Origin of the sequence: Streptomyces sp. ISL-99 (assembly GCF_018614005.1) — a bacterium.
Lineage (GTDB): Bacteria > Actinomycetota > Actinomycetes > Streptomycetales > Streptomycetaceae > Streptomyces > Streptomyces flavidovirens.
Genome location: NZ_JAGGPC010000076.1, coordinates 20,098 through 32,297 on the forward strand (window position 1 = coordinate 20,098; position 12,200 = coordinate 32,297).

The window sequence follows — 12,200 nt, forward strand, 5'->3', positions numbered from 1 at the left end:
CCCGTTGTGGGCAGTCGTTCCGCAGGGCGGAACGGGTGGGCACAACCAGACGACGGCCCGCACCTGGCCGGTTCACGGGCGGCGCAAGCCGAACGCGCGGTGCCCGTTGGGGCCGGGGGCGGGGCCGGAGGGGCATCCCCCTCGTTCCACGAGATGTGGCGGGACCTCGCCCCCATCGGCCGCCACGCGGCCACCCGCGGCTACCGCCGCTACGCCTGGACGGCCGCCGACCAGGACTGCCGCGCCTGGTTCAGGGCCCAGGCCGAATCCCGCGGCCTGACGTACGAGCTGGACCGCAACGGCAACCAGTGGGCCTGGCAGGGCGACCCCCTCGCCGGGGACGCGGTCGTCACCGGCTCGCACCTCGACTCCGTCCCGGACGGCGGCGCGTTCGACGGCCCGCTCGGAGTCGTGTCGTCCTTCGCCGCGCTCGACGAACTCCGCCGTCGGGGAGTGGAGTTCACCAAGCCGCTGGCCATCACCAACTTCGGCGACGAGGAGGGCGCCCGCTTCGGTCTTGCCTGCGTGGGCTCGCGCCTGGCGGCCGGGCAGCTCACGGTCGCCAAGGCCCACGAGCTCCGCGACGCCGACGGAATCACGCTCCCCCAGGCCATGGAGTCAGCCGGCTACGACCCCTCCACCATCGGCCCGGACCCCGACCGCCTGTCCCGTATCGGCGCGTTCATCGAGCTGCACGTGGAACAGGGCCGGGCCCTCGACCTCACGGACCACCCCATCGGCATCGCATCCGCCATCTGGCCGCACGGCCGCTGGCGGTTCGACTTCCACGGCGAGGCGAACCACGCGGGCACCACCCGCTTGGAGGACCGCCGCGACCCGATGCTGACGTACGCCGAGACGGTCGTCGCGGCCCGCCGCGAGGCGCGCCTGGCCGGTGCCCTCGCCACCTTCGCGAAGGTGGCGGTCGAACCGAACGGCGTCAACGCGATCCCGTCCCTGGTACGCGGCTGGCTCGACTCACGCGCCGCTGACCAGGCAACCCTCGACCAGGTCATCGCCGGCATCGAGCAGGCGGCACGCGAGAACGCCACCCGCTCCGGCATCGACCTGCGCATCACCCAGGAGTCCTTCACCCCGGTGGTCGAGTTCGAGCACGCCCTGCGCGACGAGCTCGCGAAGCTCCTCCACGGCGAGCGCGGCGACATTCCCGTCCTCGGCACGGGCGCGGGACACGACGCGGGTATTTTGTCCGCTTCGGTCCCGACCGCCATGCTGTTCGTACGGAACCCCACGGGCATCTCGCACTCTCCGGCCGAGTACGCCGCCGAGGACGACTGCGTCGCGGGGGTCATCGCACTCGCCGACGTACTGGAGGGGCTCGCGTGCACGTGACCTACTGGCTGGAGCACGCCTGGCTCGAGACTTTCGTCGAGCCGGGCGTGGCCCTGGACGTCGTGGACGGCCGGATCACGGCGGTCCGCAAGGACGTCCCCGCCCCGCCTCCCGGCGCCGTGGCCCTGCGGGGTCTGACCCTTCCCGGCTTCGCCAACACCCACTCGCACGCCTTCCACCGGGCGCTGCGCTCCACGGTGCAGGTGGGCTCGGGCACGTTCTGGACCTGGCGGGAGGTGATGTACGGGGTGGCCTCGCGGCTCACCCCCGAGACGTACTTCGACCTGGCCAGAGCCGTGTACGCCGAGATGGCGCTGGCCGGGGTCAGCGCGGTGGGGGAGTTCCACTACCTCCACCACGCACCCGGCGGCACCCCCTACGCCGAGCCCAATGCCATGGGCGAGGCGCTGATCGCCGCCGCCGCCGAGGCCGGCATCCGCATCACGCTCCTCGACACGGCGTACCTCGCGTCGGGCTTCGGCACGCCGCCCAACCGCCAGCAGCAGCGCTTCTCCGACGGCACGGCCGACGCGTGGGCGGAGCGCGCCTCGCTGCTGAAGGACCGCGACCACGCGCGGATCGGTGCGGCCATCCACTCGGTACGCGCGGTTCCGGCGGACCAGCTGGCGACGGTGGCGGCGTGGGCGCAGGCCCGCGTGACACCGCTCCACGTACACCTGTCGGAGCAGACCGCCGAGAACGACGCGTGCCTGGCCACGCACGGCTGCACCCCGACCCGCCTGCTGGCGGACCACGGTGTCCTCGGCCCGCGCACCACGGGCGTCCACAACACCCACCTCACCGACGAGGACATCGCCCTCCTCGGCAGCACCTCGACCGGCACCTGCATGTGCCCCACGACGGAGCGCGACCTGGCCGACGGCATCGGCCCGGCGACCCGCCTCCAGAAGGCCGGCTCCACGCTCTCCCTGGGCAGCGACAGCCACGCCGTGATCGACATGCTGGAGGAGGCGCGGGCGATGGAACTGAACGAACGCCTGCGCTCGCGTACGCGCGGCCACTGGACGGCGGCGTCGCTGCTGCGCGCGGCTTCCGCCGACGGCCACGAGGCGCTGGGCTGGCGCGACGCGGGCACGATCGAGGCCGGCGCCCTGGCGGACCTCACGACGATCGCCCTGGACTCGGTCCGGACGGCGGGCCCGCTGCCGCGCCTGGGGGGCGAGACGGCGGTCTTCGCGGCGTCGGCGTGCGACGTACGCCACACGATCGTGGCGGGCCGCCACATCGTCCGCGACGGCACCCACACAATGATCCCGGACGTCCCCCGGGCCATGGCGGAGGCGATCACCGCGGTCTACAAGTAACGGGCCCCGGGGAACGCCTGCGGCGGGCCTGTTCCCCACCCCGCCCCTTCCCGGCTGTGACATTTGCGGCTCCGCCGCGTGGGGGCAAGCCCCCAGACCCCCGGACGGGCTGGATGGTTACCGCAACCAAATCCAGCCCCTCCGGCGTTTGAGGAGCGGGGTCTGGGGCGGAGCCCCAGCACACCCCGGCCTCCTCCAGCCCGTCCGGCGCTTGAGGACCGGGGCCTGGGGCGGAGCCCCAGTTCGGGAAGGGGCGGGGTGGGGAAGAAGCCCCGCGCAGCGGCCCGCCCCCGTCCCCGCCCCCGCCCCCGCGCCCGCGCAACGTACGCAACCGGGAGAGGACCCAGTGAGCAGCACCACCCTCGTCACCAACATCGGCACGCTCGTCACCAACGACCCCACCCAAAGCACCGGCCCCCTCGGCCTCCTTCACAACGCCGCCGTCCTCATCGACGGCCCCCGCATCGCCTGGGTCGGCAGCGCCACCGCCGCACCCCCCGCCGACACCGCCCACGACGCCCAGGGCCGCGCGGCGATCCCCGGCTTCGTCGACTCGCACTCCCACCTCGTCTTCGCCGGCGACCGCACTCAGGAGTTCAACGCCCGCATGTCGGGCCGCGCCTACTCCGCCGGCGGCATCCGCACCACCGTCGCCGCCACCCGCGCCGCGACCGACGAGGTGCTCGAAGCGAACGTCACCCGCTACCTCCGCGAGGCCCTGCGCCAGGGCACGACCACCTTCGAGACCAAGTCGGGCTACGGCCTGACGACCCATGACGAGGCCCGCGCCCTGCGCATCGCGTCGCGGCACACCGAAGAGGTCACCTACCTCGGCGCCCACATCGTGTCGCCCGACTACGCCGACGACCCGGCCGCGTACGTCGAACTCGTCACCGGCGAGATGCTCGACGCGTGCGCGCCCCACGCCCGCTGGATCGACGTCTTCTGCGAGAAGGGCGCCTTCGACGGCGACCAGGCCCGCGCCGTCCTCACCGCCGGCAAGGCGAAGGGCCTGCACCCCCGCATCCACGCCAACCAGCTCAGCTACGGCCCCGGCGTCCAGCTCGCCGCCGAGCTCGACGCGGCCAGCGCCGACCACTGCACGCACCTCACCGACGCCGACGTGGACGCCCTCGCGAACAGCCGCACCGTCGCCACGCTCCTCCCCGGCGCCGAGTTCTCCACCCGCGCCGCCTGGCCGGACGCCCGCAGGCTCCTCGACGCGGGCGCGACCGTCGCGCTGTCCACGGACTGCAATCCGGGCTCGTCGTTCACGTCCTCCATGCCCTTCTGCATCGCACTCGCGGTACGCGACATGGGGATGACCCCGGACGAGGCCATCTGGTCGGCCACAGCGGGCGGCGCGCAGGCCCTGCGCCGTACGGACATCGGCCGCATCGCCCCCGGCGCCCGCGCCGACCTGGTGCTCCTGGACGCCCCGTCGCACGTACACCTCGCCTACCGCCCCGGAGTCCCCCTCGTGTCGGAGGTCTGGCAGCGGGGAATCCGCAGGGAGTGACAGGACGGGTCGCGGGAACCGGTAGGACTGCGGGGGCATCAAGTCCCATCCTGCGCTTCCCCGCACTTCGTTATGCTCGGTGAGGTGTACGGCCACCGGGGGCGCTGGGCTTCCCGGGTATCTCTCAGGGTGACAGGGGCTCTTTGTGACCGACCAGACAACGGGTTACGTGACTGAGATCGACCGGCGGCGTGGTGACCCGCTACGAGTGCTGGAGCTGAGTCCGACCCGTTTTCTCACGACGATGCCATGGGGGCAGCTGGCACGAATCGTTCCCGATCCCCGCAAGGCGGAGAACGCCCAGGCGTTGCGCTACTTGGCTCCCGAGGAAAGGAGTCAGGCGGAGACCCGCAACGAGGTGCAGCGCAACATCAAGTCGACGAAGAAGGCGCAGAACGCCAAGGCGTACGCTCGGTACCTGGCAGAGGTCATTCGTGGGGAGCGGGAAGAGCGCTGGGCAACTCCGCCCTTCGCTCTGTGGATCGGCAATCGGCTTGAGACGGTGCAGGCGCAGAGTGTGTTCGGCGTGGACACGATTACTTACGTACCGTTCAACACAACCGGCGTGCTCGTGGACGCCGAGACCCAGCACCTTGCGCATTTCCTGCTGCGCGAAGACCCGGACGGGTACCGCCTGACGACGGAGCAGATCCATGCCCGGCTGGTCGGCGTGGAGATCTACCACGACATCGACCTCGTGTCGGCGCGTCAGATCTTCCACGACCGTAATCTGCTGGGCGTGATCCCGAACAAGAACGTGGCTCTGGCCTCCGATTCTTCGAATGCGGCCACCAACATCACACTGTCGCTACTCAAAGAGGTCCAGGTGCTCGCCCCGTCCGGTGAGAGTCCCTCTCCGCTCGAAAGTGTCGTATCCGTCCGACAGCGGCAGCTAAAGGCGGCCGATACCGAGTGGATGACTCTGTCGACGCTTCGTTCTTTCGTCGTGACGGCGATCTTCGGCAAGGCCGGGTTCGAGAAGACCAGTGGCCCGATCTCCGACCTTCCTGACGGATGTACGAAGGAGCTGGCGATGGTGGAGATCGGGGACGTACTAACGCGGCTCCTCGCAGCGTTCGCCCCAGCCTTCATGGCGCGTCATTCCACAGTGATCGCCTCTCCGGCCGTCTTTGCAGCTCTGGGTGCAGTGGCGCACCGCGTCATGTCCTGGAGCAAAGAAGAGAACGATTCCTTGTCCGTCGATGAGCTGATGAGGCTGCTGGCCGACGTCAAGTGGGACCGGGACCCGAGGTACTGGGAGGGCACGGCCGGCAAGCAGACAGCAACGGGCTCCTTCTCTCTCGCGGGCGGAGTCAAGGACAACGGCTCCAAGACCACGGCAGCGCTCGGGAATCCTGCGTCGCCCCGGTACCGCTGGGTGCGATACGGCAGGCAGCAGGGGGAATAAGCTGCGGTCTCCGCGTAAGGCCATTGGGGCCCCCGTAGTTGAGCTGCGGGGGACCCCGCACTTTTTTCTGGCGCTTACATAGCAGGTCAGAGGCAATCAGCATCGATCTGAGGGCTCAATCGGAGCAACTTCCCCCGCAGCCACGGGTATTCTCATCTGACTCGTCATACTGGGGCGCATGAGGCGTTCCGTGGTGGCATGGATGCGCTGATTGGGGAAACGCCGTGTGCAGAGTTGCTGCCAGGTGTGTCGAAGATGGCCTGGCATCGGGAGGGGGAGCGGTGAGTGGCGGAGAGCTTTGGGTGGCGATCACCGGCGTGGTGGTGATGGGCCTCCTGGGGCTTGCCGCCCACCGGCTCCATCGGCGGGCGGAGCGCAAGAGCGACACGAAGGAGGCGCTGAGTCTCCTGGGCGACATTGCCGTCCTGGTTGCGCTTGCTGGCCCGGGCGATCTGGAAGAGCTTGCGCGGCTTGTTGCGCGGCTGGGCCAGGCAGAAGATGACGCACCGGAGAGCGTGCAGCCCTCGCTCACACGGGTGGGGGGACGTCTGGAGTCCTACAGATCAGGATGGGTCGTCGCCTCGGTCGGCGGCTCTGGCGTCCCGGTGCTGGCACCGTCGGCGGCAGATGTCCTGAAGGCGATCGACCGGGCACGGGCGGATATCCAGAGGTACCGCCGCGTAGGCTGACGCGGCGAAACCGAAGGGGGCGTGCGCACGACGGTGGGCGCCGGCGGATAGCGCCTGGGGCAGACCGTTCCTAGGGACTGAGCGGGAATGAGTCCTGTTGCCAGAACCCATGCTCAGTCGCGTGCCCCGAACGGTTTTGGGCACACTGGTCTCCCGCGTTCGCTCCGCGTCCGGGCGGCACGGATCGTGTCCGTGGTCCGGGAATGCGGGGGCGGGTTTCCTCACGCCCAGGAGCACGCCGGTCGGCCTGGACGGTCCGATGCCCACGACGATCGCTCTGGTCGTCGTGGGGCGGTGCCGTCCGTCGCCGGATCGGGTGTCCTTGGGCGCGCCTTCCGATCGCCACGGCGGCAGCGTCGTGGCGGGTCGTTTTACGAGTGGTGCTGGTGAGGGGCTTCTGCCAATGCTGCGCGCCCCACTTGCTGGTGTAGGCCGGGTCGACGGCGATAATCGCGATTCCGGTGGCGTCGGCCATGGAGGTGAGTCGGGCTCGGAGCTTTCCGGTGGGCATGCCGGAGATCAGCTGCCGGAAGCGTTTCCTGCGGCCGTGCTTCTCGCGGGTCTTCTCTGCCTGGAAGTCCAGGTCTTCGACCGCGATCGCGGCCACCTGACAGGATTTCGCCCAGTTCAGCAGCCGGGACAGGGTGTGGCGGATCTGGGCGTCACGGTGGTCGGCGTTGCCGGACAGGTCGTAGAGGAAGTGGCGCGGGTTGCCGATGGGATTGCCGTGGGTGTCGAGGCGCCAGGCGGCGAGATGGTCGGCGTTCGCATCGACGCCGATCACACCATGCGCCAACGCTGCTTCGATGGGGACGCTCCGGGTGACCGGGCAAGTCCAGGAGGCGGTCAGGTACCAGCGCCCGCGCCGGGCGTCGTGGTGGATGCGGTAGGCGACCGCCCGGTTCGCTTCGATGCGATCGGCCCACTCGGTGCCCCGGTGCGCGAATCGCACCTTCGCGGTGAGGACGTACCGGCCGTGCGGGGCGTTTGCCAGCCCGGCCAGTGGCGCCGGGAGCTTGATTGATACCTGGCCGTCGGGGCTGACGCGGATGGTCTCGTTGCCGTACCGCTTCCCGGACTCCCCGTCCGCCGACAGGAACCAGCGCTCCGCCTCCCACCGCTGCCGCCACTGCGACTCGGTGAGCTGGGCTTCGGCGAGATGGTGGCGGGTGTTCAGCAGGCCCTTGCCGCTCCGCACCACCCGCACCCGGCCCGCACGCCAGTCGGCGACAGCCGCCGTGTGCCGGGCCTCCAGGGCGGCCAGCCGCCGGGACTTTGCATGCCACTCCCGCCGCGAACGGTAACCACCCGGCGCCTTCTTCGAGCCGCGACCACCGACCGGCAACGACAGGCGGTGCCGAAGCATCCCGATTCCCGCCTCAAGACCCCGGATGTGAGCAGCCTGACAGCGCCGGGCCAACGCCCACTGATCATGCGACGCCTTCGTCACCGCACCCGCCCACCGCGACGACGACAGGGACGTCAGCGCTCGCTTGCGCCCCGCCCAAGACTCCGCGGAATGATCCAGACCCTCCGCGCAGCGCATCTTGAGGTCCCGGGAGGCCAGCACCCCCATGTGCGCGCCCACCAACCGCAGCACCTCCGCATCCTCGGCGGTGAGCTGCTTTAACCAGTCACGCACGGCGACACCAGTAGGCCCCGGAACGACGAACGGCGCAGCCGCCACCCGCTGACCGGAAGCCGACCGATCCACCGCAACCACCCCCGCTCACGTCTCCGCAGCCGCTCATGCCGGGCTGGTCAACGAACCACGCCGGGAAAGGTCACCCGTTCCCACTCCGAACACCCAACCGCCACGGTCCGCAACCGAACGGACGCACGCCTACACGCAGGAGTGCAGTAATACGCAGAAAACGGGAAGCCGTTGCCTACCTTCACTCACATGCTCACATGCTCACATGCTCACATGCTCACATGCTCACATGCTCACGGTAACGCCGAGGTGTCACTCCTCCAGCGTCAGGCCCTTGCGCAGCTTGTTCAGCGTGCGCGACAGCAGCCGCGACACGTGCATCTGCGAGATGCCGAGCTCGTCGCCGATCTCCGACTGCGTCATGTTGGCGACGAAACGCAGCGAGAGGATCTGCCGGTCGCGCGAGGGGAGTTCGGCGATCAGCGGCTTGAGGGATTCGACGTACTCGATGCCTTCGAGGCCGTGGTCCTCGTAACCGATGCGGTCGGCCAGCGCGCCCTCGGAGTCGTCCTCCTCGGGCTGGGCGTCCAGTGAGCTCGCGGTGTACGCGTTGCTCGCGGCCACGCCCTCGACGACCTCTTCGTTGGTGAGGTCGAGGCGCTTCGCGAGCTCGCCCACCGTCGGGGCGCGGTCGAGCTGCTGGGCGAGCTCGTCACCGGCCTTCGCGAGGTCCAGGCGCAGTTCCTGGAGGCGCCGCGGGACGCGGACCGACCAGGACGTGTCACGGAAGAAGCGCTTGATCTCGCCGACGATCGTCGGCATGGCGAAGGTGGGGAACTCGACGCCTCTGCTGAGCTCGAAGCGGTCGATCGCCTTGATCAGGCCGATGGTGCCGACCTGGATGATGTCCTCCATCGGTTCGCTGCGGGAGCGGAACCGGGAAGCGGCGAACTTGACCAGGGCCAGGTTCAGTTCGACGAGCGTGTTGCGAACGTACGCGTACTCGTGCGTTCCCTCTTCGAGGGTTTCGAGGCGCCCGAAGAGCGTCTTCGACAGGGCCCTGGCGTCCAGCGGCCCCACCTCGTCGTACGGCGGGATCTCGGGGAGGCCTTCGAGCCCCTCCGGTCCGGTCTCGATCTGCTCGGGGAGGGCGGGCGGGGCGGGCGGGGCGGGCGGGGTTGCCGACGGCGCGGTCTGCTGCACAGGGCGCGTACGCGCTTCGTCGAGCCGGGGTGACATGGTCTCCTCCATCGTTCTCGGCATATGGCTGCCGATGCCGATACGTCTGCGTGCGATGTGCGGCGCCTCCATAGCCGGTCGTGTTGGTTGTGTCCCTACTAGCCCTACCCGCTCGCGACCGGCACTTGCAAGTCCCTTATGTCCGAATTGGTAGGTATTGAAGGGTTCTTCGGGTACCGATCGGCGTGCAGAAGGCGTAGTGTTCTGGCTCGTCAATGACAGTCACGACTGCGAAGAGGGACGAGACGGACATGGAGCGCGGTACGGTCGGCAGCGCGAACCGGGGTCGGCTCCGGGTCGCAGTTCGGACCGAGGGCCAGAGCGAGATTGTCACGCCGGCGGGTGAGCTCGATCACCACACCGCCGAGCTGCTCCGTGAACCTCTGGACAATGCACTCGAAGCAGGGCGTGCGCGGTTGGTCATCGACTGTTCTGCGCTTGAATTCTGCGATTCCACCGGGCTCAATGTGCTGCTCGGTGCGCGCCTCAAGGCCGAGGCGGCCGGGGGAGGGGTTCATTTGGCCGGGATGCAGCCGGTGGTGGCCAGGGTCTTCGAGATCACCGGGGCCGAGGCCGTCTTCACCGTCCATGAGTCGCTCGCAGACGCGATGGAAGAGTGAGTTCCGGTCGCAGTGGCGCCTCCTGCTGACCGCTTTCGTCGGCCGCGTCACTCGTCCGTACCGAAAAGTGGGTGTTCTCACCGTTCGGTCGGGCAGGAGGTCTCTGACCCTGTCGGCCCCAGGGGGCTCAGAATGCTCCCGCAGTCCTTGCAGCGATGGATTTGATGAATTGGCGAATCGGTGAGGTGAAGCGCTGATGAGCACCACCCGGCAGCCTCGGTCGGGCGACTCCGGCCCGGAGTCGGCGAGTCACGGCTCGGCCTCCGCCGTGTCCGCCGTCGGCCAGGCGCGTTCTCTGGCGCTGAGCAGTGCCAGCGGCATCGTGCCGCTCGCTCGCGACTTCACCCGCCAGGCGCTGTACGACTGGGGCTGGCTCCCCGCTTCGTCGGCCGACCGGCGGGCCGCCGCCGAGGACGTCCTGCTGGTCGTCTCCGAGCTGGTCACCAACGCCTGCCTGCACGCCGAGGGGCCCGAAGAGCTGCGCGTCGCCTGCGACGGCAAGGTGCTGCGCCTCGAAGTCGTCGACCGGGGTACGGGCCAGCCCGCCCCGCGTACACCGCACCGGGCCGGGCGGCCCGGCGGGCACGGCATGTTCATCGTGCAGCGCCTGTGCCTGGACTGGGGGGTCGAGCGGGCCCAGGAGTCCACCGGCAAGACGGTCTGGGCGGAGCTGGCCGCTCCCGCGTAGTCGTAGTCGTGGTTGTCGTCTTAGGGCTCGCAGAGAATCAACGTGTTGCTTCCCGTGTTTCGGATCGTTGTTGTGGTATGCGCATATCCGATGAGGTTCGTGGTCAACTCGCGGTGAAGTTCGAGGTGTTGTTCCCGCACTTGGACGAGCGGCAGCGGCGGCTGCTGATGGGAGCTGAGGCCAGGGTCCTGGTACTACAGCCGGAGATCTTGAGGGTCGGTGATCGGCGGGATCGGTCGGTGGTGCGTCCAGGGCTGTAGGCGGTGCGGAAGTGGGTCGCCGCGGCGTCGGTAGTGGCTGACCTGGGCGCGGGTCTGGTGCAGGCGGCGCCATAACTCGCAGGTCAGGATGGTTTCGACGGGGTGGTGCGGGTTGAGGCGGGTGGCGGCCAGGCAGTGCCGGATGGTGTGGACGGAGGGCCGCAGTAGCGGCCCGGGGATCAGCCAGCGGCCTCGCTCGCTCCGGGGCTGTGGTCTTTTCCCAGGTCGTTCCCCTCTTCCGGCGCTGGATCGGGTTCGGGTATCCGGGCGCGTTGGATGGCCAGGAAGGCGCTGGCCAGCATGCAGGCAGTGACGTGCCGGTGCCAGGGCGTCCACTTGCGGACCTGGTACTGGGCGAGGCCGACGAGCTGTTTGTTGATCTCGTTGTCCTCCTCGATCTGCCAGCGTCCACCGGCCCGCGCGATGATCTGCGAGAGCGTGATGCCGGCCGGGGCGTGGACGAGGAAGTAGGCGACCTCGCGGTGCAGTTCGCCGTCCGTGCCGCGCCGGTTGGGGTGTAGTGAACGCCGCAGCACCAGCCAGTGGGTGAAGGTGTCGGCAGGGTCCTCGCCCTTGATGTGCACGGCGAAGGCGGTCCAGTCGTAGAGCCGCATCCCCTTGGCGCCGTCCCCGCAGGAGCGGCGTTCCCACTGGTCACGGCTCTTTGCGTAGTGCAGCAGGTCATCGGCTCGCTTGACGGCCGGCTGACGCGGCTTGCCCGGCGGGCCGTCAAGCGGCAGGTCGACCGGGACGCCGAAGACGTACGGCGCGCTCTGCCGGTGACACCAGGCGCGCAGTTGCGGGTCCCGTCCGTAGCCGGCGTCCGCCAGGATCCAGGCGAACGGCACCTGCGCGGACCGGGCCTGCTCGAGCATGGCGATGGCCAGCTCGGGCTTGGTGGCGAAGGCGACCTCCTCCGGAATACCGGCCTCTCGGCAGCGGTCCCGGTCGGTGGTCCAGTCCTCGGGCAGATACAGGCGCCGGTCGATGAAGGCGTGCCCGGCGGCGGTAGCGTAGCTGAGCATCATCATGACCTGGCAATTGCGGACATCACCGGTCAGTCCGCAGTGCTGGAAGGCCACGCCGACCGACTTGCTGCCCTTCTTCTGGGCCTGCGTATCGTCGATGACCAGCGACGCTTCCGCATCGCCCAGGTGATCCACCACGTAGTCGCGGACCGCGTCGCGCAGCCGGTCCGCATCCCACACCGAGCCGTTGAGCAGCCACTGCATCCGATCCGCGGTCACATGCCCGGCCCGCTCGGCGAGCGTCCAGCCGTTCTTCGCCGGCAGCTCCGCCAGCAGCCCCTCGATGAACTGCGCGAAAACCACCCGCGGCTCCGGCCGGTTGAACAAGTACCCCAACGAACCGGTCAACACGGACAGTTCGGCGTCCCACTCGGCTATCTGCCCAGCCGTCACGTCCAGCATCATGCCCGGTCAACG

Annotated in this window: 10 protein-coding genes; 7 read left to right on the forward strand and 3 right to left on the reverse strand. The window is 69.4% G+C overall.

Features of this window, described 5'->3' with window-relative positions:
* Positions 1 to 153: 153 nt before the first annotated feature.
* From J7E91_RS32735 to J7E91_RS32755, 5 genes are all read left to right on the forward strand, one after another.
* Positions 154 to 1,353, forward strand: coding sequence for an allantoate amidohydrolase (locus J7E91_RS32735; RefSeq protein WP_214910579.1), 1,200 nt, complete (start codon positions 154 to 156; stop codon positions 1,351 to 1,353).
* On the forward strand, positions 1,344 to 2,678 hold the full coding sequence (locus J7E91_RS32740) for a formimidoylglutamate deiminase (protein WP_214910580.1): 1,335 nt from the start codon (positions 1,344 to 1,346) through the stop codon (positions 2,676 to 2,678). Before J7E91_RS32735 ends, J7E91_RS32740 begins: the two co-directional genes overlap by 10 nt.
* Before the next feature lie 346 nt (positions 2,679 to 3,024).
* Positions 3,025 to 4,197: an imidazolonepropionase gene (gene hutI / locus J7E91_RS32745; protein ID WP_308377527.1), complete on the forward strand. Its 1,173-nt coding sequence runs from the start codon at positions 3,025 to 3,027 to the stop codon at positions 4,195 to 4,197.
* Positions 4,198 to 4,366: 169 nt separating this feature from the next.
* A complete protein-coding gene (locus J7E91_RS32750; protein ID WP_214910584.1) occupies positions 4,367 to 5,605 on the forward strand; it encodes a DNA sulfur modification protein DndB in 1,239 nt (412 codons plus the stop codon).
* A gap of 302 nt (positions 5,606 to 5,907) precedes the next feature.
* Positions 5,908 to 6,294 carry a hypothetical protein gene (locus J7E91_RS32755; protein ID WP_214910586.1) on the forward strand — a complete coding sequence of 129 codons (387 nt, stop codon included), beginning with the start codon at positions 5,908 to 5,910 and terminating at the stop codon, positions 6,292 to 6,294.
* 70 nt (positions 6,295 to 6,364) lie between these two features.
* On the opposite strand, the gene J7E91_RS32760 is transcribed toward J7E91_RS32755, so the two are convergent.
* Both J7E91_RS32760 and J7E91_RS32765 read right to left on the reverse strand, forming a co-directional pair.
* On the reverse strand, positions 6,365 to 7,936 hold the full coding sequence (locus J7E91_RS32760) for a transposase (protein ID WP_308377528.1): 1,572 nt from the start codon (positions 7,934 to 7,936) through the stop codon (positions 6,365 to 6,367).
* A gap of 324 nt (positions 7,937 to 8,260) precedes the next feature.
* A complete protein-coding gene (locus J7E91_RS32765; RefSeq protein ID WP_214910590.1) occupies positions 8,261 to 9,199 on the reverse strand; it encodes an RNA polymerase sigma factor SigF in 939 nt (312 codons plus the stop codon).
* Between the two features lie 239 nt (positions 9,200 to 9,438).
* On the opposite strand from J7E91_RS32765, the gene J7E91_RS32770 reads away from it, so the two are divergent.
* A complete protein-coding gene (locus tag J7E91_RS32770; protein WP_214910592.1) occupies positions 9,439 to 9,807 on the forward strand; it encodes an STAS domain-containing protein in 369 nt (122 codons plus the stop codon).
* A gap of 196 nt (positions 9,808 to 10,003) precedes the next feature.
* Positions 10,004 to 10,495, forward strand: a complete 492-nt coding sequence (locus J7E91_RS32775) for an ATP-binding protein (RefSeq protein WP_214910594.1) — start codon at positions 10,004 to 10,006, stop codon at positions 10,493 to 10,495.
* A 439-nt stretch (positions 10,496 to 10,934) separates the two neighbouring features.
* Here J7E91_RS32775 and J7E91_RS32780 read toward each other — a convergent pair whose 3' ends face one another.
* Positions 10,935 to 12,176 (reverse strand): IS701 family transposase, encoded by a 1,242-nt coding sequence (locus J7E91_RS32780; RefSeq protein WP_214910596.1) that lies wholly within the window; start codon positions 12,174 to 12,176, stop codon positions 10,935 to 10,937.
* Positions 12,177 to 12,200 lie beyond the last annotated feature (24 nt).